The 20,316-nt window shown below is 71.6% G+C and carries 19 protein-coding genes; 8 read left to right on the forward strand and 11 right to left on the reverse strand.

The genetic code is table 11. The features are described from left to right. Positions 1-4 precede the first annotated feature (4 nt). The 3 genes from ppk2 to ABZ857_RS07935 are packed head-to-tail and all read right to left on the reverse strand — an operon-like array spanning position 5 to position 2,768. The gene (ppk2, locus tag ABZ857_RS07925) at positions 5-943 is read right to left on the reverse strand and encodes a polyphosphate kinase 2 (RefSeq protein WP_357039280.1); all 939 of its coding nucleotides are present in this window, start codon (positions 941-943) and stop codon (positions 5-7) included. A 14-nt stretch (positions 944-957) separates the two neighbouring features. Then, positions 958-2,118 (reverse strand): HAMP domain-containing sensor histidine kinase, encoded by a 1,161-nt coding sequence (locus tag ABZ857_RS07930; protein ID WP_357039283.1) that lies wholly within the window; start codon positions 2,116-2,118, stop codon positions 958-960. After that, complete coding sequence (locus ABZ857_RS07935) at positions 2,115-2,768, reverse strand: response regulator transcription factor (protein WP_357039286.1); 654 nt, start codon at positions 2,766-2,768, stop codon at positions 2,115-2,117. The genes ABZ857_RS07930 and ABZ857_RS07935 overlap by 4 nt, the downstream gene beginning before the upstream one ends. 88 nt (positions 2,769-2,856) lie before the next feature. On the opposite strand from ABZ857_RS07935, the gene ABZ857_RS07940 reads away from it, so the two are divergent. Next, entirely contained in the window at positions 2,857-4,206 is a 1,350-nt protein-coding gene (locus ABZ857_RS07940; protein WP_357039289.1) for a S41 family peptidase, read from the forward strand. 70 nt (positions 4,207-4,276) lie between these two features. Here the strand turns inward: ABZ857_RS07940 and ABZ857_RS07945 are convergent, their stop codons facing one another. Next, on the reverse strand, positions 4,277-5,722 hold the full coding sequence (locus tag ABZ857_RS07945) for an aldehyde dehydrogenase family protein (protein ID WP_357039292.1): 1,446 nt from the start codon (positions 5,720-5,722) through the stop codon (positions 4,277-4,279). 218 nt (positions 5,723-5,940) lie between these two features. On the opposite strand from ABZ857_RS07945, the gene ABZ857_RS07950 reads away from it, so the two are divergent. Then, on the forward strand, positions 5,941-6,570 hold the full coding sequence (locus ABZ857_RS07950) for a TetR/AcrR family transcriptional regulator (protein ID WP_357039295.1): 630 nt from the start codon (positions 5,941-5,943) through the stop codon (positions 6,568-6,570). 6 nt (positions 6,571-6,576) lie between these two features. Here the strand turns inward: ABZ857_RS07950 and ABZ857_RS07955 are convergent, their stop codons facing one another. Further along, positions 6,577-8,337, reverse strand: a complete 1,761-nt coding sequence (locus tag ABZ857_RS07955; RefSeq protein ID WP_357039298.1) for a PucR family transcriptional regulator — start codon at positions 8,335-8,337, stop codon at positions 6,577-6,579. Positions 8,338-8,445: 108 nt separating this feature from the next. On the opposite strand from ABZ857_RS07955, the gene gabT reads away from it, so the two are divergent. Further along, the gene (gene gabT, locus ABZ857_RS07960) at positions 8,446-9,795 is read left to right on the forward strand and encodes a 4-aminobutyrate--2-oxoglutarate transaminase (RefSeq protein WP_357039301.1); all 1,350 of its coding nucleotides are present in this window, start codon (positions 8,446-8,448) and stop codon (positions 9,793-9,795) included. 170 nt (positions 9,796-9,965) lie between these two features. Then, a complete protein-coding gene (locus ABZ857_RS07965; RefSeq protein ID WP_139576006.1) occupies positions 9,966-10,214 on the forward strand; it encodes a hypothetical protein in 249 nt (82 codons plus the stop codon). 16 nt (positions 10,215-10,230) lie between these two features. Here ABZ857_RS07965 and ABZ857_RS07970 read toward each other — a convergent pair whose 3' ends face one another. Both ABZ857_RS07970 and ABZ857_RS07975 read right to left on the reverse strand, forming a co-directional pair. Next, on the reverse strand, positions 10,231-10,416 hold the full coding sequence (locus tag ABZ857_RS07970; protein ID WP_357039304.1) for a hypothetical protein: 186 nt from the start codon (positions 10,414-10,416) through the stop codon (positions 10,231-10,233). Beyond that, positions 10,413-10,568 (reverse strand): hypothetical protein, encoded by a 156-nt coding sequence (locus tag ABZ857_RS07975; protein WP_357039307.1) that lies wholly within the window; start codon positions 10,566-10,568, stop codon positions 10,413-10,415. The genes ABZ857_RS07970 and ABZ857_RS07975 overlap by 4 nt, the downstream gene beginning before the upstream one ends. A 724-nt stretch (positions 10,569-11,292) precedes the next feature. Between ABZ857_RS07975 and ABZ857_RS07980 the strand changes: the two genes are divergently transcribed. Together ABZ857_RS07980 and ABZ857_RS07985 are read left to right on the forward strand one after the other, a co-directional pair. Continuing rightward, positions 11,293-12,102 (forward strand): hypothetical protein, encoded by an 810-nt coding sequence (locus tag ABZ857_RS07980; RefSeq protein WP_357039310.1) that lies wholly within the window; start codon positions 11,293-11,295, stop codon positions 12,100-12,102. Between the two features lie 343 nt (positions 12,103-12,445). Next, the gene (locus tag ABZ857_RS07985) at positions 12,446-13,921 is read left to right on the forward strand and encodes a hypothetical protein (protein WP_357039313.1); all 1,476 of its coding nucleotides are present in this window, start codon (positions 12,446-12,448) and stop codon (positions 13,919-13,921) included. Positions 13,922-13,968: 47 nt separating this feature from the next. On the opposite strand, the gene ABZ857_RS07990 is transcribed toward ABZ857_RS07985, so the two are convergent. Continuing rightward, on the reverse strand, positions 13,969-14,559 hold the full coding sequence (locus ABZ857_RS07990) for a TetR/AcrR family transcriptional regulator (protein WP_357039314.1): 591 nt from the start codon (positions 14,557-14,559) through the stop codon (positions 13,969-13,971). An 86-nt stretch (positions 14,560-14,645) separates the two neighbouring features. Between ABZ857_RS07990 and ABZ857_RS07995 the strand changes: the two genes are divergently transcribed. Further along, positions 14,646-15,227 carry a hypothetical protein gene (locus ABZ857_RS07995; protein ID WP_357039317.1) on the forward strand — a complete coding sequence of 194 codons (582 nt, stop codon included), beginning with the start codon at positions 14,646-14,648 and terminating at the stop codon, positions 15,225-15,227. Positions 15,228-15,341: 114 nt separating this feature from the next. Here ABZ857_RS07995 and ABZ857_RS08000 read toward each other — a convergent pair whose 3' ends face one another. Beyond that, positions 15,342-16,535: an extracellular solute-binding protein gene (locus ABZ857_RS08000; protein WP_357039320.1), complete on the reverse strand. Its 1,194-nt coding sequence runs from the start codon at positions 16,533-16,535 to the stop codon at positions 15,342-15,344. Positions 16,536-16,935: 400 nt separating this feature from the next. Between ABZ857_RS08000 and ABZ857_RS08005 the strand changes: the two genes are divergently transcribed. After that, the gene (locus tag ABZ857_RS08005; protein ID WP_357039323.1) at positions 16,936-17,394 is read left to right on the forward strand and encodes a hypothetical protein; all 459 of its coding nucleotides are present in this window, start codon (positions 16,936-16,938) and stop codon (positions 17,392-17,394) included. Between the two features lie 96 nt (positions 17,395-17,490). Here the strand turns inward: ABZ857_RS08005 and ABZ857_RS08010 are convergent, their stop codons facing one another. Both ABZ857_RS08010 and ABZ857_RS08015 read right to left on the reverse strand, forming a co-directional pair. After that, the gene (locus tag ABZ857_RS08010) at positions 17,491-18,984 is read right to left on the reverse strand and encodes a CoA-acylating methylmalonate-semialdehyde dehydrogenase (protein WP_357039326.1); all 1,494 of its coding nucleotides are present in this window, start codon (positions 18,982-18,984) and stop codon (positions 17,491-17,493) included. Beyond that, a complete protein-coding gene (locus ABZ857_RS08015) occupies positions 18,971-20,266 on the reverse strand; it encodes an aspartate aminotransferase family protein (protein ID WP_357039329.1) in 1,296 nt (431 codons plus the stop codon). Before ABZ857_RS08015 ends, ABZ857_RS08010 begins: the two co-directional genes overlap by 14 nt. Positions 20,267-20,316: the final 50 nt, after the last annotated feature.

Below are 20,316 nucleotides of genomic sequence, written 5' to 3' on the forward strand. Positions count from 1 at the left end.
GGGATCAGAACGGCGGCAGAGGCTCGGCGTTGTCCTCGTCCACGATGTCGGCGGCGGACCTGACGATCAGGGGGTCGGGCTCGCCCACCACCGAGACGTCCTTGTCGTCGTAGTCGTAGAGGGACAGGACGTAGCGCATCGCCTCCAGCCTGCCGCGCTTCTTGTCGTTGCTCTTGATGATCGTCCAGGGGGCGTCCTCGGTGTCGGTGTTGAGGAACATGTCCTCCTTGGCCCGGGTGTACTCGTCCCACAGGTCCAGCGAGGCGATGTCCATCGGCGACAGCTTCCACTGCCGCACGGGGTCCACCTGGCGGATGACGAACCGGGTGCGCTGCTCGGCCCGCGACACCGAGAACCACAGCTTGACCAGGCGGATGCCGTCGCGCACCAGCATCCGCTCGAACAGCGGCGCCTGGTACATGAACTCCATGTACTCCTCGGGAGTGCAGAAGCCCATGACCCGCTCGACCCCGGCCCGGTTGTACCAGGACCGGTCGAACAGCACGATCTCCCCCGCGGCCGGGAGATGCGCGACGTACCGCTGGAAGTACCACTGGCCGCGCTCGCGCTCGCTGGGCTTCTCCAGCGCCACCACGGTCGCGCCGCGGGGGTTGAGGTGCTCCATGAAGCGCTTGATGGTGCCGCCCTTGCCGGCCGCGTCCCGTCCCTCGAACAGGATGACCAGGCGGCCGCCGGTGTCCTTCAGCCAGTACTGCAGCTTCAGCAGCTCGATCTGCAGCAGCCGCTTCTGCCGGTCGTACTCCTGCCGGGGTATGCGGTGGTCGTACGGGTAGTGCTCGCGCCAGGTGTCCACCGGGCCGCCGTCGGCGCGGACGAGGACGGGATCGTCGTCATCGTCGTCCAGCACCTTCAGCCCCGGCGTGCGGCGCAGCAGTTCGACCCCGTCGGGATGCTCCCCTACCTGCGGTGATACTTCCGGCATTTCAGGCGTCCCGTTCACTTGGCCAGCGTGACGGACGTCCCGCTGCCCGCGCTCGGGTGCCGTACACCCGGCCCGCCTGGCCGGGGCGGGAACGTCACGGCGACCTCGAGACCGCCGCCGGGGTTCGGGCGCGCGCGTACGGCGGCTTCGTGCGCCGTGGCGATCGACGCGACGATCGACAGCCCGAGCCCCGCGCCCTGTCCTCGGGTCGTGTGCAGGCGCCGGAAGGGCGCGAAGAGGTCGCCGAAGCGTTCGGCCGGCACCTCGGGACCGGTGTTGCGGACCGTCAGCGCGCCCCCGGCGAGCGCCACCTCGACGGCTCCTCCCGGGTGGTTGTAGCGGACGGCGTTGTCGACGAGGTTGGTGACGAGCCGATTCAGCAGGACCGGGTCTCCGTAGACGAGGAACGGCTCGATCCGCGCGGTCACCGACACCTCGTCCGCGTCCGTCTCGGCCAGGACGAGCCGTACGACCTCGTGGAAGGCCACGGGAGCCCGATTCCGCAGGCCGTGCTCGGCCTGGGAGAGGACCAGCAAAGCGTCGATGAGGCCCTCGATCCGGTGGTTGTGGAACAGGAGCTTCTCGCGGATCTCGCCGACGTCCTCGGGCAGGCCGATCTCGATCGCCGTCCGCTGCACGGCCAGCGGAGTGCGCAGCTCGTGGGACGCGTTCGCGATGAACCGCCGCTGCCCCTCGACCGAGCGCTCCAGCCGGTCGAGCATGGCGTCGAAGGTGTCGGCCAGCTCCTTCAGCTCGTCACGCGGCCCGCCGAGGGCGATCCGCTCGTGCAGAGTGGACAGGGACAGCCGCTGCGCGGTGGCGGTGATCCGGTGGACGGGCCGCAGGATCCGCCCCGCGATCACCCAGCCCACGGCCACCGACACCAGGGTCAGAACCCCGATCGCCAGCACGCTCACGTCCCACTGATAGTGGATCACGTCCCGCGCCAGCTCGGACAGCGGCGGGAACGGCTCCACCCCCGATCCGGGGAGCGGGGCGGCCGGGGCCGGGGGTGCCCCTCCCACCCCCGCCTTGTGGAAGCTCTCGATCCGCGAGTGCAGCGCCTGCCGCAGCAGCGTGTTGACGATGACCAGCAGCACGACGGAGGTGAGCAGGAACAGCCCGGAGTAGATCAGCGTGAGCCGCACCCGGACCGTGGCCGCCCTGCGGATCACAGCAGATATCCGGCGCCGGGGACGGTCTGGATGCACGGCGGGTCGCCCAGCTTCGCGCGCAGGCGGCTGACCACGACCCGCACCACGGTCGTGAAGGGGTCGGCGTTCTCGTCCCACGCCTCCTCGAGGAGCCGTTCGGCGCTCACCACCGCGCCCTCCGCCCGCATCAGCACCTCCAGGACGGCGAACTCCTTGAGCGACAGGTGCAGGTGCCGGCCGTCCCTGGACGCCTGGAGCCGGTGCGTGTCGAGCACGATCCCGTGCCGGGTCAGCACCGGGGGCACCTGGTCCCGGCTGCGCCGTCCCAGCGCCCGCACCCGCGCGACCAGTTCGGTGAAGTCGAAGGGCTTGGGCAGGTAGTCGTCGGCTCCCATTCCGAGGCCGGCGACCCGCTCCGGCACCGACGACGCCGCCGTCATCATGAGGATCCGCGTACGGCTCCCGCGCGCCACCAGCTCACGGCACACGAGGTCGCCGTGCACTTCGGGCAGGTCCCGATCGAGCACGAGGACGTCGTAGTCGCTCACCGCCAGCCGCTCGGCCGCGGCGGCCCCGTCGTACACCACGTCGACCGCCATGGCGTGGCGGCGCAGCCCCATCGCCACGAGGTCGGCCAGATCGCGCTCGTCTTCGGCCACGAGTACCCGCATGCCGACGTTCGTAGCCGAAGCGAGGTAACAGCGGCGTTAACGGTTCCGTTCACGGCCGCGCAACCCACCTCCGGCCACGCTGACGGGCATGATCAGAACTTTCTGCGCCGCCGTCCTGCTGGCCGCCGGCACCCTGTCCGCCGCTCTCCCGGCCCCCGCCGCCCAGGCCGCCGCCGCGCAGGCCACCGGGGACGGCGGGTGTGTCCGGATCACCGCGCCACCGCCCGAGTCCGCGCCGCCGACGTCGGTGAACACGCTCAGGCAGGCGTACGAGTGCGTGCTGGACAACTACTACAGCGGGCCCATGCTGGATTCGAAGGTCCTGCTGCGGGACGCTCTCGCCGCGTACACCCAGGATCTGATGCGGCGCGGCGCCGACAAGGCCGGCCTTCGCCTGCCCGCGCTGACGGGGAACCGCGACACCGACTGGGCCGCCTTCGCCGACATGATCGGAACCGGCGACCCGGCGGCGCTGCGCGCCGCGATCATCGGGATGGTCGCCGGACTCCACGACGACCACGCCCGGGTGGAAAGGCCCGCTCCCCCGCCGGAGGGCGGGCCGACCGGCACGGGCATCGCGGGCCTGTCGGCAGCGCAGGGCCCACGATTGGACCCGGCGGCCCGGCCGCCGCTGTTCATCACCCGCGTCCTGCCGCGCAGCCCGGCCGACAAGGCCGGCATCCGGCCCGGCGACATCATCGAGAAGGTCGACGGCATACCGGCGTTCGTCGGGGACAAGGTGAACCAGAGCCTCGTCGACGCGTTCGCCTCGGACACGGTACGGCTCACGCTCAAGCGGCCCACGACGGGACGCGTCAGAACCGTGCGGCTCACCGCGGGTCCCCTCGAAGAGCAGGAGCGGGCGGTGACGTCGAAGACGCTCCCCGGCGGCGTCACCTATGTCAAGGTGCCCGGATTCTTCGAGGGCGCGGCCGACCAGGTCATCGCCACGCTGAAGGGCACGTCCAAGGCCGCGGTCATCGACCTGCGCGGCAACGGCGGCGGGTCGCCGCGCGAGGTGACCCGGCTGCTCGGCGCGTTCGCGCACGGCAAGGTCACCAGCTATTTCTGCCCCCTCAAGGGTGACTGCGCGGCCAACCACACCGACGACACCGTCCCCCTGCTCGGCCTGCGCCTGGTCGTGCTCACCGACCGCGCCTGCGCCTCGGCCTGCGAGGACTTCAGCGCGGCCGTGAAGGACAACGCCCTGGGCGCTCTCGTCGGGACCCGCACCGCGGGGGCCGTCTCCGGGCCGACCGAGCCGTACCTTCTCGACGACGGCAGTGTGCTGCTGCTGCCCAAGGTCCGGCACCTCGGCCCCGCCCGCGAACTCATCGACACGATCGGCGTGCCGGTCGATCACGAGGCCCCCATGACGGCCCTCGATCTGGCCAAGGGCCGCGACCCCGGCCTCGCCAAGGCGCTCACTCTCCTCTGACGGCGCCGCGTTCCCAAGACGAGGGGCCCGGGGGACGGTTGGTCCCCCGGGCCCCTTCGGACGCCTGGTTCTACAGCGTGAGGCCGGTGAGCACCATGACCTTCTCGTAGGTGAGGTCCTCCATGGCCGAGCGCAGCCCCTCGCGGCCCACGCCCGACTCCTTGACCCCGCCGTACGGCATCTGGTCGGCCCGGTAGGACGGCACGTCGCCGATGATGACCCCGCCGACCTCCAGCTCGCGGTTGGCCCGGAAGGCGACGTCCAGGCTGCGGGTGAAGACCCCGGCCTGCAGGCCGTAGCGGGAGTCGTTGACCGCGGCGAACGCCTCGTCCACCGAGGCGACCCGCTGCACGATCATGACGGGCCCGAAGACCTCCTCGCAGGCCACCTTGGCGTCGGCGGGCACGTCGGCCAGCACGGTGGGGGCGACGGTCGCGCCGTCCCTGGTGCCGCCGGCCAGCAGGCGCGCCCCGGCCGAGACGGCCTCGTTGACCCAGCTCTCGACGCGGATCGCGGCGGCCTCGCTGACGAGCGGGCCGACCTGCGTCTTGTCGTCCGCGGGGTCGCCCGTCACGAGCGCGCCGACGGCGGCGACGAGCTTGTCGGTGAACGCGTCGGCGACCGCGTCCTCCACGATCACCCGCTGCACCGCGATGCAGCTCTGGCCCGCCTGGTAGTTGGAGAACAGCGCCACGCGGCTCGCCGCCCAGTCGAGGTCGGCGTCGGCCAGCACGACCGCGGCGGCGTTGCCGCCGAGTTCGAGCGTGACGTGCTTGCGCGGCACGCTGTCCATGATCGAGTAGCCGACCGGGCCGGAGCCGGTGAAGGAGACGACCGGCAGTCGCGGGTCCTCCACCAGGGAGGACGCCCGGTCGTTGGGCACCGGCAGCACGGAGAACATGCCCTCCGGCAGATCGGTCTCGGCCAGGATCTCGCCGAGCACGAGCGCCGACAGCGGGGTCGCGGGCGCGGGCTTGACGACGATGGGCGCGCCCACGGCGATGGCGGGAGCGACCTTGTGCGCGACCAGGTTGAGCGGGAAGTTGAACGGTGTGATCGCCAGCACCGGGCCGTACGGCACGCGGGAGACGTAGGCGAGCCGTCCCTGCGCCGCGGGCTCGGTGTCGAGTCGCTGCACCTCGCCGCTGAAGCGGCGGGCCTCCTCGGCGCCGAAGCGGAACGTCGAGATCGCGCGGCCCACCTCGCCACGCGCCCAGAAGATCGGCTTGCCGTTCTCCGCGCTGATCAGGCGGGCGATCTCCTCGGCGCGCTCGGTCAGCCGCCGGGCCACGTGGGCCAGCGCCTCGGCGCGTACGTGGATGGGCAGCGCGGCGGCCTGCTTGCGCACGGCGTCCGCGGCGGCCACGGCCTGCTCGACCTGCTCGGGAGTCGGCACCGAGTGGACGCCGACGACCTGGCCGTCGTGGGAATTGGTCACGGCCTGCTCGGCGTCCCCGGTCGCGGGGCGCCCGGCGAGCCAGAAGGGGCGGGGATCGGAAGTGCGGCCTACGTCCATGTCTTCACGCTATGCCACCTGATGGGAGCCGGTCGCTACTCCGGACGGGCCAATCGCCGTCCCCCGCCACGCCATCATGGACAACTTCTCACATGTCACAGATGCGCGGCAATTTCATGATGTTTTCTGTTTCACTGCGGTTTGAAAGCCGAGCGGCATGGTTAAGTCATCATCCGGGTCTGTCGCGGGACCCCCAATATGAGAAGGGCTCGTCGCTGATGGGTACGCCGGCGCCGCTCGGTCTTCAGGGTGCCTACGCACGCGGCCATCGCAGCAACTACGACGAGCTGCGCACCCGTCTCCTCGACGTCGCCAACGACCTGCTCGCCAAAGCCGGGCCGGAAAGCCTCACCGTACGCAGGATCGCCGCCGAGGCCGGCTGCTCCACCCAGGTCATCTACACGATGTTCGGCAGCAAGGAGGGACTGGCCGAGGCGCTCTACCTGGAGGGCTTCGAGCGGTTCCGGCGCAGGCTGGAGGCCGTGCCGCAGCGCAACGACCCGCTGGAGCACCTGAGCCTGCTCGGTCCCGCGTACCGGGAGGCGGCGCTGGCCGAGCCCGGCTACTACAGCCTCATGTTCGAGCGGGCCATCCCGGGTTTCGTCCCGAGCGAGCGCGCCCGCACGCTCGCTCGGGCCGCGCTCAACATCGTCGACCGGGTGATCGCCGACTGCATCTCCGCAGGCCACCTCGTGCCCACCCAGCCCCGGAAGATCGCCGACGCGCTGTGGGCCGCGGCCCAGGGCGCGCTCAGCCTGGAACGTGCCGGGCATCTGCCCGACGGCAAGACGTACGAGATCGTCACCGACGCCGCCGTCCGCGCTTTCCGCACACGGCCCTCGGCCTGACCGGCGTCACAGGCACAGCGCGATCCACAGCTCGGCCCGGACGGCGGGGTCGTCCAGATCGCGCCCGAGCAGCTCGCTCACCCGCTTCATCCGGTATCGCAGCGTGTGCCGGTGCACGCCCAGGCGCTGCGCCGCGGCGTCCCAGTGGCCGTTGCTGGCCAGGTAGGCGCGTAGCGACTCGACCAGATCGGCGCGCGAGCCGTACTCACGGAGCGGCGCGAGGATCGCCGCCGCGAACGACGCGGCGGCGGCGGGATCGAGCAGCGACAGCAGGCCGCGCCCGGCGAGTTCGCTGAAGCGCGCCACCGGCGAGGCCGAGACGAGCGCCCGCCGCGCCTGGTCGAGGGCACGGGCGAGGGCACGATCGAGAGCGCGGTCGAAAGCACGGTCGAAATCTCGGTCGAAAGCGTGGTCGAGCCCGGTGGCGGGATCCGGGCGGGACGCGCCCCAGGTCACGGATCCGGCCGCGGCCCCGCCTTCCCCGCGTGCGCCCGCACCGGCGTCCATTCGGGCCTCCGCGGGGGGCTCCATGCGGTTTCCCATGCGGCTTTCCACACGGCTCTCGAAACGCGCGATCTCCACACCGGGGGCGCTGACACCCACCCGGCCGTGCCGGGCGGCCAGCGTGACGACCTCGTCGGCGTGCGAGTCCGGGGCCAGCACGACGAGCAGCCCTTCCCAGGGCGCGGTGAAGCACGAGGGCACCGCCCGCGTCGTTCCCATGCCCCGCGGGCCGGGCGCCGCGCCAGTCAGGGCCTCGGTCAGCGCCTCCGGGTCGGGGGTGTCGCAGGCGAGGACCGTGACCGGCTCCCCCGGCAGCCGCATGCCCAGCGCCGCCAGCGTCTCCGCGGCGGCCCTCGCCTCACCGGCCAGCAGCAGCCGGAGCACCGCGGACCGCACGTGCGCCGCCGCCGACCGCTGCTCCCTGCCCTGTTCCAGCGCCAGCGTCAGCAGGGACCCGGCCGCGTTGACGACCGTGTGCGCGATGGGCGAGAACGGCCGCGGCGACCCCACCGCGAAGAATCCCCTGCGGCCCAGCGGCTGGACGACGACGTGCTCGTCCGGGGTGGCCAGCGCGAGGCTCGCCGGGGACGGCGCGCTCCGCAGCCGGGCGAGCTCGGGCTCCAGCGACCGGGCCGTCTCCCGTGCCCAGTCCCCCGCCGTGCCATCGCGCCGACCGGCCGCCGTGCCATGCGTGTCGCCCTGACCGGCGCGGCGGCCGGTCGCGTCGGCGGCGTGCCGTACGGCGCCCGCGGGGTCGAGCAGCAGCGCCCAGCCGCCGATCTCCCTGGCCAGCCGGTCCACCACCGCCACCGGTCCCTCCCGCTGGAGGGCGGCGCGGGTGAGCCTGCCCTGCGCCGCGAAGGCGCGGCTGATCTCCTCGTACTGCTCCCCCGCGAGCAGGTCGCTGACGGCCTTGCCGATCGCGATGAAGGGCGTGTCCCTCGGCACCTCGACCAGCGGCAGCCCGGCGGCCTCGGCCGCCTCGGCGAAGGCGGGCGGCACGGCGTCGTGGCTCAGCCCCACCCCGAACCCCAGCCCGGTGACTCCCCGGGCCACGAGCCGGGAGACGTACGGCACGGCGTCGCCGGCGGACAGGCGCATGCCGGTCGTGAGCACCAGCTCGCCGCCCTCGAGGAACGGCGTGGGGTCTTCCAGCTCGCTCACGGCGACCCAGCGGACGGGGCGGTCGAGGCCGTTCCGCCCGGCGAGAATCCGCAGGTGGAGCGGTACGATCGCGGTGATCCGGCGCAGCGTGGGTGCCACTGGTCTTCCCCCCGAAAAACCGGCTTGTCCTCACCGGCCAAAAGTACGCCTTCATTCTGACATAGCGGCATATCGGCAGGTGGCGGCGGCGGCCGTACCGTCTCAGATATGAGCACTGCCACCACGCACGGCGGCCCGCAGCTCCCGCAGGAGCGCCGCCTCGTCACCGAGATCCCCGGCCCGCGGTCCCGCGAGCTGTTCGCGCGCAAGCAGTCCGCCGTACCTCCGGGCATCGGCACCACGCTGCCCGTCTTCGTGACCCACGCGGGCGGCGGTGTGATCGTCGACGCGGACGGCAACTCGCTGATCGACTTCGGCTCCGGCATCGCCGTGACCAACGTCGGCAACGCCGCCCCCCGGGTCGTCGAGCGTGTGCAGAAGCAGGTCGCCGACTTCACCCACACCTGTTTCATGGTCGCCCCGTACGAGTCGTACGTCGCGGTGTGCGAGAAGCTCAACGAGCTCACGCCCGGCGACCACGAGAAGCGGACGTTCCTGGTCAACAGCGGCGCGGAGGCCGTCGAGAACGCGGTCAAGGTCGCCCGGCACGCCACCGGCCGGCAGGCGGTCGTCGTCTTCGACCACGGATACCACGGCCGCACCCTGCTGACGATGACGCTGACGGCCAAGAGCATGCCCTACAAGCACGGGTTCGGGCCGTTCGCGCCCGAGGTGTACCGGGTGCCGCTCGCCTACCCGTTCCGCTGGCCGACCGGGCCGGACAACTGCGCCGAGGAGGCCGCGGCGCAGGCGATCGACATGATCAACAAGCAGATCGGCGCGGAGAACGTCGCGGCGGTGCTCATCGAGCCGATCGCGGGCGAGGGCGGCTTCATCGAGCCTGCCCGCGGTTTCCTGCCGAAGATCGTGGAGTTCTGCCGCGCCAACGGCATCGTCTTCATCGCCGACGAGGTGCAGACGGGCTTCGCCCGCACCGGCAACATGTTCGCCTGTGAGGACGAGGGCATCGTCCCGGACATCATCACCACCGCCAAGGGCATCGCCGGCGGCCTTCCGCTGGCGGCCGTGACCGGCAGGGCCGACCTGCTCGACCACGTCCACAGCGGCGGCCTCGGCGGCACGTACGGCGGCAACCCGCTCGCCTGCGAGGCGGCCCTGGGCGTGCTCGAGACGATCGAGCAGGACAAGCTCGTCGAGCGCGCCCGACACATCGGCGAGACCATGCTGCCCCGTCTGCGCGCCATCCAGGAGCACAACCCGATCGTCGGGGACGTGCGCGGGCGCGGCGCGATGATCGCCGTCGAGCTCGTGGTCCCGGGGACCAAGGAGCCCTACCCGGCCGCCGAGATCGCGCGCAGGTGCCACGAGCAGGGTCTGCTCGTGCTCACCGCCGGGACGTACGGCAACGTGCTGCGCTTCCTGCCGCCGCTGGTCATCCCCGACCACCTCCTTGAGGAGGGCCTCTCCATTCTGGAGAAGGCACTCAACGGGGACTAGACCGTTTAAACAACACTAAAAGGGGCACCCGGTCTGTTCCGAGGTGTCCCTTTTGTTGTTGTACGGCTTGCGTTATGCCTCGATTTAACCATCGCTTGGCCCGACTCGCGCCGATCACGAAGGGTAACCGCGTTATAACGGTTCCGATAGGCGATCGAGGGGGGACTTTGATGGGCTGGAACCCGAACGGCGCCGAGCGGCTCATGCTGACGTTCGACCCTGCCGGCCTCACCACCACGCAGCGCGACGGCGACGCCTGCGTCGTCTGCCACAAGAAGTGGCCCCGCCCCCGGGTCAAGGTCGGCATGCTCCCCGACAACGCCCCCGTCCACGCCTGCGACGACTGCGCCGAGGCGCTGCTGCCCGCCCCCGAGGGCAAGGTGCCGCTGCCCCGCCGTTCCCGGGCCGCCATGTCCTGACCCCGTTTCCCGGCGCCTATTCGTCGCGGTCACGGCGGTCCTCCAGCAGGCGCGGCAGGATGCCCAGCACGCCGCCCCCCGCGGCGCCACCGCCGAGCAGCGCGGTGGGCCAGGGGGCGCCGGCGGCCAGGGCCAGCGCGCAGGCGATCGCCGCCACCAGGGCGGCGCAGACGAGCAGGACGAGCAAAGGCAGGGGGATCATTTCTGTCGCTCCTGAGGCGGGTTCAGGGTGCCGGCGGTGCGGTCGTCGGCCCAGAACTCGATGAGTTCGGCGCAGGACAACTCGCCGGGCGGCCGGTCGGGCGGGATGCGCCCGGTGGCCAGCACCCAGGTCGACACCAGCAGGATGAGCAACTGTTGCTCATCACACCGTCCCCGGTCTGATCGAGGGCCGGGCCGTGTGCCGGCGCAGCGCGGGGTTGCGTTCGGGGCGGCACGCGACATGGGCTCGACCTTCACTTGGGGGATCGGACGGGACCCACCTTGGGCGAGACCGGACCGGGGCCACCACCGCTTTGCCGTTGTCCGGACAACTCCGGATCATCTGAGCGCCGCACGGCCGCCATCCGCACGCCGCCGCCGGTTCACCCCTCCCGCTGACGGGCCCGTCCCGCCGCGTTCGACAGCATCCGTCTCCGTCCGGGCTCATCCGGAGCCGTCCGGAGCCATCCGGAGCCATCCGGAATCGTCCGGCGGCGTTCGGATCCGTCCGGGTTTCACGGCGAGAGAAGTGGGGCGGGAATTCCGGATGAGGTGGGATATGCCAATCATGCGAACATCAGTCCCGCCTTAATGCCACCATGACCATCGGAAGCGCTTCCGTAGTTTGTGGATCTCTCTTCTTGCGGCTGAGGCGATGACCGAAGAAGCTCGCGTCACGGCGTGCCGCGCCTTCCTCGCGCAGCTCAAAACGCTGCACGACCAGGCAGGCTCACCAACGATGTCCGAATTGAGAAAGTTGTCGGGCGGTAGCGGCGATAACGGACGCCAACACCGACTTCTAGCCAGGAGCACCACGCACGACATATTGACCGGAAAGCGGAAAAGGGTCCCCGCTTGGCCATGGGTGGCCTCGTTCGTGACCGCCTGCCACGCCGCGGCCGAACAGACCGGGCTGCCGACCGAGACCATGGGCACGCTGACGGACTGGCACGCCCGCTGGTGCGCCGCCCGGGCCGGCCAGTCGGCCGCCGCCGTCGACGGCGAGCCGTTGGGGGAGCCCTTGGGGGAGCCGTTGGAGGAGTCGGCGCCGCCCGCACCCCCGTTGCCGGCTCCTGCGGCCGAAGACGGACCCGCGCCACCCGCAGAGGACCCGGGACAGCTGGACGAACACGCCCAGCACCTGCTGGAGGTCTACGGCAGGACGGGCGTACGACTGATGAAGGACCGCCCTTTCGACATCAAGGTCGGAGTGAGCCTGGCGGTGACCGCGCTGCTGCGCGGACATGCCCACGAGGGCATCCAGCGGCTGACGGAGGCCGCCCAAGCCGGCCACGGCGACGCCCTGGAGTTGCTGTCGCATCCGCGCCGGCACCAGATGGCAGCCGATTACGCCTACCGCTGCGGCCGCAGCCATCAGCTTGCCGACCGGGTCGAGATCGCGATGTTCTTCTACCGGCTGGCCGCCGACCCCGGAGGCCATCCGGAGGCCGCCTACCAGCTGGCGCTCATCCACCAGGACAAGGGTGAGGGCTGGTCGGCCGCCTACTGGTTCCGAATCGCGGCCGCCAGGGGCCATCACCTGGCAACCGCCGCCTTCGACGGGATCTCCGAACAGCTCAGCCACGCCCATCCCGGTGAGAGCTGGATGCTGCCGACCGACATGGTCGACTCGGCCCAGCCGCCGCCTCCGTTCCTGGCCGGCGACCCGCCCGCACCGTTGATGTGAACGGGGGTGGGGCGGGTGGCGCGGCCCGAGGCCGCGTCACCCTGGATCTCTTCTCTCACGCCATTTCTATCGGTAGCGATGAGATCACTTCCAGTGAATGGCGGGTTTTCGCGGGATCCGATACGGCGCTCGCGATCCGGCGGTCGTCAGCACCCCGTCCCGCCCAGGACGCGAGCACGCGTGAGGTGTCGCGAAGTCGCAGAACCACCGGGCGGCTTCGGCCTGCGGGTACGGTCGCGGGCCCGGTGACGTGCCGCTGTTCCTGGGCACCTCCGACCAGTGCCGGGTTGCTCCTATTTTGAGGCCTTCCCTCCGGAGATCACCGCGTCCAATAATGCGCAACGTGGACAAAATGCGCGGCGCGCCGCCGCTGACTCTGGCCGCGCTGGCCGCGGGATCGGCCGCGATCCATTTCGGCGTGATGCCCGATCACTTCGCCGTGTCTCCCGGGCACGGCGTGCTGTTCGCCGTCGCGGGATGGGTGCAGCTGGCCTGGGCGGCGGCCGTGCTCCTCCGTCCCACCCAGGTGGTGCTTCTGACCGGCGGGTTCGTCAACCTCGCCCTGGTCGTGATCTGGCTGGTCGGCAGGACGGCCGGGCTCCCCCTCGGCCCTGACGCATGGACCCCCGACCCGGGAGGCGCCCCCGAGGCGCTCGCGGCTCTCCTGGAGACGGTGCTCACGGTGGCCGCGCCGGCCCTCGTCGCGTACGCGTCGGTCACGGACGACGCGGGCGCGGACGACGCGCTCGCGGATGCCCTGGCACCGGCCACGGGCAGGGACGCGACGGGCCGGGCGGCGGCGACACGCGGCAGATCCACGCGCGCCGCGGGTCCCAAAACCGCGGGATCCAAAACCGCAGGCTCCAAAAACACTCGCGCCGGAGCCATGCCTGTCAGAACCACCGGCGCCAAGACCACTCGTGCCGCGGCCAAGGGCGGCAGGGCCCTGGGCGCCGATGCCGCGAGGACCACTTCCGTGCGCGCCAACGCCGTACGTGCCGGCGCCAAGGGCGCCGGGACCACGGGTGCCGGGACCACGGCAGGGCGCGCCGGCGGCCGCCGGCTGATCGGCATGCTCACCGGCGGGAGCCCGTCGGCGGGACGAGTCGGCGCGGCCGTGGTCGCCTGCCTGGTCGCCGCCGCGGTCTGCGTCAGTTTCACCTCCTGGGGCACCACGGCCTTCGACGACATCCTGGTCGCGCGACCCGCCACGGCCTCGCCGGAACCGCTCGCGGGGCATCACCACCATGGGGCGCCCCAGCCTCCGGCCGCGCCGGACGCCGCCCCCTCCGGTACGGGCGCCTCCGGTACGGGCGCCTCCTCTGCCGCCGGCACCACGGCGGCGGCCGCGGGGCCCCTCACGCCAGGCGCGGGCGTGGTGGCGGCCGACACCGCGACGAGCGCGGCCGAGGCTCTGGCGGCGGCGGTCCGGCGGGAGACCGCCGGTCGGCTGCCGACCGCCGCGGACGCGGAGCGCGCGGGCTACCGGGTCTGGACCGACAACGACGGCGTCCAGCAGCTCGCCAACCCCGCGCTGCTGCAGGACGGCCTGGTCCTCGACCCGGCGCAGCCGGAGGTGCTGGTCTATCACGGGAGGAAGACCCTGCTGGGCGCGGTGTTCGTCATGCCGCCGGGGACCCGGGGGCCGGCGATCGGCTCGCTCACGCCGTGGCACTCCCACACCTGCCCCCTCTGCGACCCGCCCCGGGAGACCGACATGCTGCACGTGTGGCTGGTCGACTATCCGGGCGGCGGCTTCGCCGACATCTCGGGGCCGGCCCTCCAGGCCGCGGTCGCGAAGCTTCCCCCCGCCTCGTGACACCCGCCTCGTGACGCCCGCCTCGTGACGCCCGCCTCGTGACGTCCTCAGGTCGCCAGATCCTCCAGATGGGCGGCCAGCAGCGCGCTCATGCGCTCGGGCGGCATCGACTCCGGCCTGGTCAGGACATGGATGGCCAGACCGTCGATGAGGGCGTGCAGCCGCGCCGCCTCGAACCCGGGGTCCCGGTGGCCGGCGAGCTCCCCCTCGGCGGCGAGCACGCCGACGACGATGGCCGCCACCTCCCCCGTGCCGTCGTTCGCGCGGCGCAACCAGTCGGTGGCGGTCGGGTCGCCCTGGGCGCGCGTGGTCAGCCGCAACCAGACCTCCGCCTCCGCGCGCCGCTCCGCGTCCATGGGCAGCAGCTCCTCCAGCAGGCGGCGTACGGCGACGCGGACGGGGCCTTGGAAGTCGGTGGTCTCGATACGCGCGCGGACCCGTGTGACGACATGCTCCATCGCGAAGGCGAGCAGCTCCGCCTGGGTCGAGAAGTAGTGTCGCAGCGCGCTCGGTGACCAGCCGGCCTCCGCGGCGATGCTGCGGACCGTGGCGGCGCCGACGCCGTCCCGGCGCACGACCCGCCACAGCGCCTCGGCGATCTCCTCCCGCCGCACCTGGTGGTCCACGATCTTGGGCACGGCTCCTCCAACCACGCATCCCGCGGACTTTTATAGCACAATGTATGAAAAAGGTTTGTCGCACGTCATGCGAAAAAGGAGCCGGGATGCTGTTCGGACTGATCGTCGCCTGCGAGGTCGCGTTCTGGGTGCTGCTGGGCGCCGGGCTCGCCGTACGGTACCTCCTGCGCCGGCGGCGGCTCGGCGGCCTGCTGCTGCTCGCCGTCCCCCTGGTGGACCTGGTCCTCCTCGTCGCGAGCGTGGCCGACCTCCGCGGCGGCGGCCGGGCGGAGTTCACACACGGCCTGGCCGCGGCCTACCTGGGGTTCACCGTCGCCTTCGGGCACGACATGGTCCGGTGGGCCGACGTCAGGTTCGCCCACCGCTTCGCCGGCGGGCCGCCGCCGGACCGGCGCAAGCGTTACGGCAAGGAGCGGGCCCGAGACGAATGGCGCTCCTGGGGCAAGGGCATGATCGGCTGGGCCGTCGCCTGCGGCCTGCTGCTGGCCGGCGTCGTCGTCATCGGCGACCTCGAACGCACGGTGGCGCTCCTGGAGTGGGCCGGCCGTCTCACGTTCGTCATGCTGGTCTGGCTGGTGTTCTGGCCGCTCGCCTGCACCATCTTCCCCACGCGCCCACCCCAGGACGTCCAGTCGGACGGCTCCGTCACCGGCAGGGCCTCGCACTGAAGAGCGGCACATGCGGCGGCCCGACCGGCGCCGTTCACGGTGCTGATCAGGACACGGCGCTGATCAGGACACGATGCTGATCAAGACACGGTGCGGATCAGGACACGGTGCGGATCAGGACACCACGCGCGACCAGCGCTCCACCCACTTGTCGTACGCCTCGGGACGCACGGCGAAGTAGACGCCCCGGAACGCCCGGGAGGTGCCCACGCGGTAGTCCGTGCAGATCCGGCGGGCCGCGCCGGTGCACGCCTCGGGGTTGGCCGGGGCGAGGCCCGTCCAGGCGGACACCTTGCGCTGCACATCCGCCGACATGGTGAAGTCGAGCCACTTGTACGCGCACGAGGGATGCGGGGCCTGGGCCGACAGCATCCACGCGTCGGCCCATCCGGTCACCGGCCGGTCCGTCAGCGCCCTGACCGGCTTGTGCCCCCGCCTGAGCACGTCCAGGTGGTACGGCGTGGCCTGCGCGAGCCGTACGGACCCGGTCGCGAAGCCCTGGACGACCTCGACGGGATCGCGCCAGAAGGTGCGGCGGCCGTCCTCGTTGGACGTGAACAACTCGGCGGCGGCGTCGAGCTGGGCGTCGGTGAGGTCGAAGGGGTCCTTGATGTCCGCGCCGACGTCGGCGCCTTCCGCCTTGAGCGCCAGCGCGGCGTCGGCCAGCGACAGCGGACGGTCCCGCAGCAACACGGGCCCCCTGTCCTTGAAGAGCGACTGCGGGCCGTCGGGCCTGACCTTGCCGGCGTCGTAGAGGACCTCGTTGGTCGCCCACACGTACGGCACGCCGTACACCCGCCCGTCCCGCGTGACCGACGGCAGCGTGCGCAGCCGCTTGGGGATCTTGTCGTAGCCGTGCAGCAGAGCGGTGTTGAGCGGGGCGGCCTTGCCCTCGTTCACCAGCCGGCCGCCCACCTCCGGCGTCGCGGAGATCACGTCGAACGACGACGGCGGGAAGTCGCCCGGCTTCTCCTCCTGGCGGGGGTCGTAGTACCGCAGGCTGACCTTGCAGCCCGTCTCCTTCTCGAACGTGCCGACCCACTTGACCTTGGGATCGACGCCGCCCCACTCGGCGTACCCGTCGATCGCGACCACGCTGACCGTCCCCTCGCCCGAACCGAGGGACGCGACGGGGGTGGGCGTGGGACCGCCGGACGACGGGCTGGGACCTGCGCTGCGGGAGGCGGTCGCCGCGGCCGCCGAGGTGCCCGGCGTGGCCACCTCGGTCACGGGCGCGGGGCGGCCCGCGCAGGCGGTGGCGAGCAGTCCCACGGCCGCGACCGCCGCGACCAGGTGTGAACGGCGCACGCACGACCCCCAGGAGAAAAGACGGACGCCCCGAGCCTACTGGCCCGTCCCGGCCCCCTGGCCGTAGCCCGCGAACCGGCAAGCCGTGACGGCGGCACCAGGTCCTTCCGGCCCCGCCGAGCTGAATTCAGCCGGCGCATCAGGCCACGCCACTCCTCAGGGGATCACCGATGACACCCGCACATGTTGCGGCCTGATCACCCGGCTCCCTGCCGATAACGAAGGAGACTCGAATTCTGCCGGCTTCTCGCCCTGGTAAACCGGTCGATTTACGGTCGCAAGGAGGCCAGCGGGAAGGACGCCGTTCCACCGGCGACATCGGATGCCGCGTCGCGCGGGCATGCGCTTGTACGGCCCCTAAACAGGTCCTCAACAGGTCCTCAGCAGGGAGTGATCGAACATGACCAGATGGACGACCTGCCTGTCGGCCGCTGTGACGGCGACGATCACGCTGACCGCCTCCCTTCCGGCGGCGGCCGCGGTGCCGCTTCCCACGACGGCGAGACAGGCGCACGGCAAGGCGGTCAACCTCCGGCTGACGGAGAAGATCCGGCACAAGCTCGCCGACGCCTTCTGGAAGCAGTACTACGGGAAGTCCCGTCCCGGCACCCGCGCGAAGGTCGACGGACCGAAGCAGGTCTACTACGGCAAGATCAGAGGTGCCACCTCCACGAAGGACGTGTACTGGGCCGTCGGCTTCATCGGCATCAAGGGCGACCCTGTCAGCTACCAGGACGGCCCGCACGTGTGGCGCAAGCGCGGCCACCATGGCTGGGAGTATCGCGGCGACACCGGCGGCTGCCTCGCCAAGGTCCCGAAGTCGCTGCTGAAGCTGTGGCATCTGCCCGAGTGCGAGTGACGCGGCTGAAGGGCCGCCGCGGACGAACTCAGAGCTCCCGGGGAAGACGCGGAACCGCGCCCGGGGTGGCCTGGGCGCGGTTCTTGGGGTGCGGTCTCAGGCGTTGGTCGGGAAGCCCAGGTTCACGCCGCCGTGGGAGGGGTCGAGCCACCGCGAGGTGACGACCTTGCCTCTGGTGTAGAAGTGGACCCCCTCGGTGCCGTGCACGTGGGTGTCGCCGAACAGCGAGGCCTTCCAGCCGCCGAAGCTGTAGTAGGCCATCGGCACCGGGATCGGCACGTTGACGCCGATCATGCCGACCTCGACCTCGTTCTGGAAGCGCCGGGCCGCGCCGCCGTCGTTGGTGAAGATCGCCGTGCCGTTGCCGTACTCGCCGGTGTTGATCAGCTCCAGGCCCTCCTCGTACGACCGGACGCGCACGATCGACAGCACCGGGCCGAAGATCTCCTCGCGGTGGACGCGGGAGTTCGGCGGCACGTGGTCGAGGACGGTCGGGCCGAGCCAGAAGCCGTTCCCCCGGCCGCCGCGCACCGGGGTCTCCCGGCCGTCGACCACGAGCTTGGCCCCCTCCTCGACGCCGAGGTCGAGGTAGGACGCAACCTTGTCCCGGTGGGCGGCGGTGACGAGCGGGCCCATCTGCGACTCGGGGTCGTTCCCCGGGCCGATCTGGAGGTCCCGCACCCGCGACACGATCTTCTCGACCAGCTCGTCGCCGATCGGGTCGACCGCGAGCACCACGGAGATCGCCATGCACCGCTCCCCCGCCGAGCCGAAGCCCGCCGAGACGGCCGAGTCGGCGACGAGGTCGAGGTCGGCGTCGGGCAGCACGAGCATGTGGTTCTTGGCACCGCCGAGCGCCTGCACCCGCTTGCCGTGCGCCGTGCCCGTCTCGTACACGTACCGCGCGATCGGCGTGGAGCCGACGAACGACACGGCCCGTACGGACGGGTGCTCCAGCAGCCGGTCCACCGCCGCCTTGTCGCCCTGGACCACGTTGAACACGCCGTCGGGCAGGCCGGCCCGCTGCCACAGCTCCGCGAGCAGCAGGGACGCGGAGGGGTCGCGCTCGGAGGGCTTGAGCACGAACGTGTTCCCGCAGGCGATCGCCACCGGGAACATCCACATCGGCACCATCGCCGGGAAGTTGAACGGGGTGATGCCCGCCACGACGCCGAGCGGCTGGCGGATGGAGTAGGAGTCGACCCGGGTCGAGACGTTCTCCGAGTAGCCGCCCTTGAGCAGGTGGGGGATCCCGCAGGCGAACTCCACGACCTCCAGGCCGCGGGCCACCTCGCCCAGCGCGTCGGAGTGCACCTTGCCGTGCTCGGCACTGATCAGCGCGGCGAGATCGTCGCGGTGCGCGTCGAGCAGCTCGCGGAACCGGAACAGGACCTGGGCGCGCTTGGTGAGCGAGGCGTCGCGCCAGGCCGGGAAGGCCGCCGCGGCCGCCTCCACCGCCGCGTCGACCTCCTCGACCGAGGCCAGCGACACCTGACCGCTCACCTCGCCGGTCGCCGGGTCGAACAGGTCGGCCGTACGACCGGCCTCCCCGGCGCGGGCACCGGCGATCCAGTGGTTAACGTGCTTCATCGTTGACGGCCTCCAGAGCGGTGACGAGGATGCCCAGGCCCTCGCGAGCCTCGTCCTCGGTGAGCGTGAGCGGCGGAGCCATGCGCAGCGTGTTGCCGTACAGGCCGCCCTTCCCGGCGAGCAGGCCGAGCCTCTTGGTCTCCTCCATGAAACGGGCGGCCAGCGCGGGGGCGGGCTCGCCGGTCCCGGGGTCGACCAGCTCGACGGCGAACATCAGGCCCCGGCCCCGCACGTCGCCGACGACGGGCAACCGGCCGGCGGCCTCGCGCAGGCCGGACAGGATGATCTCGCCGGTGCGCGCCGCGTTGGCCTGCAGGTCGTGGTCGAGCACGTAGTCGAGCGTCGCGTTGGCCGCCGCCATCGAGATCGGGTTGCCGCCGAAGGTGGACAGACCCACCGCGTGCGGACCGTCCATGAGGTCGCCGCGCGCCACGATGCCGCCGACCGCGAAGCCGTTGCCGAGCCCCTTGGCGAAGGTCATCATGTCCGGCGTCACGCCGTGGTTCTGGATCCCGAAGAACGCCGATCCCGTACGGCCCCAGCCGGTCTGCACCTCGTCGGAGATGAACAGGATGCCCTCCTCGTCGAGGACCTCCTTGTACGCGGCGAACAACCCGTCGGGGGCCATCGTGAAGCCGCCCACGCCCTGGATCGGCTCGGCGATCAGCGCGGCGACGTCCTTGGTGACGGCCGTGGCGAGCACGTGACGCAGGTCGTCCACGCAGGCGGCGACGTAGTCGGCGTCCGACATGCCGCGGAACTGGGCGAGGTGGCGGTCGGCCCCGTGCAGGAAGTGCACGTTGAGCGGCGACAGGGAGTTGTTCTTCCAGGACCGGTTGGAGGTCACGCTGACCGCGCCGAACGACCGGCCGTGGTAGCTCTGCCGCATGGCGAGGACCTGGTCGGACCCGCGGGCGTAGGTGGCCAGCAGCAGGGCCGTCTCGTTGGCCTCGGTTCCGGAGTTGGTGAAGAAGACCTTGGCGTCCGGGATGCCCGACAGGCGGGCGATCTTCTCGGCCAGCTCGACCTGGCTGCGGATAAGGTACAGCGTCGAGGTGTGGACGACGCCGGTGGCGAGCTGGCGCTCGACGGCCTCCCGCACCTCGGGCACGTCGTACCCGATCATGTTGGTCAGGATCCCGGCGAAGAAATCGAGATAGCTCTTCCCGTTCGCGTCGACGACGCGGTTCCCCTTGCCGCCGACGATCTCGATGGGCTCGTTGTAGTACAGGGCCATCCAGTTCGGCATGACCGCGCGATGGCGTGCGAGAAGGTCCGACATGCTCCGAGTATCCCGGCTGACGGGCGACCGGCTCACCCGTCAGCCTGTAT

The organism is Microbispora sp. NPDC046933, assembly GCF_040644635.1.
Taxonomy (GTDB): Bacteria; Actinomycetota; Actinomycetes; order Streptosporangiales; family Streptosporangiaceae; genus Microbispora.

What these genes read in the sequence shown, in the direction of transcription:
- ppk2 (WP_357039280.1), bottom strand. Translation starts at nt 943, where the DNA reads ATGCCGGAAGTATCACCGCAGGTAGGGGAGCATCCCGACGGGGTCGAA.
- ABZ857_RS07935 (WP_357039286.1), bottom strand. Translation starts at nt 2,768, where the DNA reads ATGCGGGTACTCGTGGCCGAAGACGAGCGCGATCTGGCCGACCTCGTG.
- ABZ857_RS07940 (WP_357039289.1), top strand. Translation starts at nt 2,857, where the DNA reads ATGATCAGAACTTTCTGCGCCGCCGTCCTGCTGGCCGCCGGCACCCTG.
- ABZ857_RS07945 (WP_357039292.1), bottom strand. Translation starts at nt 5,722, where the DNA reads ATGGACGTAGGCCGCACTTCCGATCCCCGCCCCTTCTGGCTCGCCGGG.
- ABZ857_RS07950 (WP_357039295.1), top strand. Translation starts at nt 5,941, where the DNA reads ATGGGTACGCCGGCGCCGCTCGGTCTTCAGGGTGCCTACGCACGCGGC.
- gabT (WP_357039301.1), top strand. Translation starts at nt 8,446, where the DNA reads ATGAGCACTGCCACCACGCACGGCGGCCCGCAGCTCCCGCAGGAGCGC.
- ABZ857_RS07965 (WP_139576006.1), top strand. Translation starts at nt 9,966, where the DNA reads ATGGGCTGGAACCCGAACGGCGCCGAGCGGCTCATGCTGACGTTCGAC.
- ABZ857_RS07970 (WP_357039304.1), bottom strand. Translation starts at nt 10,416, where the DNA reads ATGATCCCCCTGCCTTTGCTCGTCCTGCTCGTCTGCGCCGCCCTGGTG.
- ABZ857_RS07995 (WP_357039317.1), top strand. Translation starts at nt 14,646, where the DNA reads ATGCTGTTCGGACTGATCGTCGCCTGCGAGGTCGCGTTCTGGGTGCTG.
- ABZ857_RS08005 (WP_357039323.1), top strand. Translation starts at nt 16,936, where the DNA reads ATGACCAGATGGACGACCTGCCTGTCGGCCGCTGTGACGGCGACGATC.
- ABZ857_RS08010 (WP_357039326.1), bottom strand. Translation starts at nt 18,984, where the DNA reads ATGAAGCACGTTAACCACTGGATCGCCGGTGCCCGCGCCGGGGAGGCC.
- ABZ857_RS08015 (WP_357039329.1), bottom strand. Translation starts at nt 20,266, where the DNA reads ATGTCGGACCTTCTCGCACGCCATCGCGCGGTCATGCCGAACTGGATG.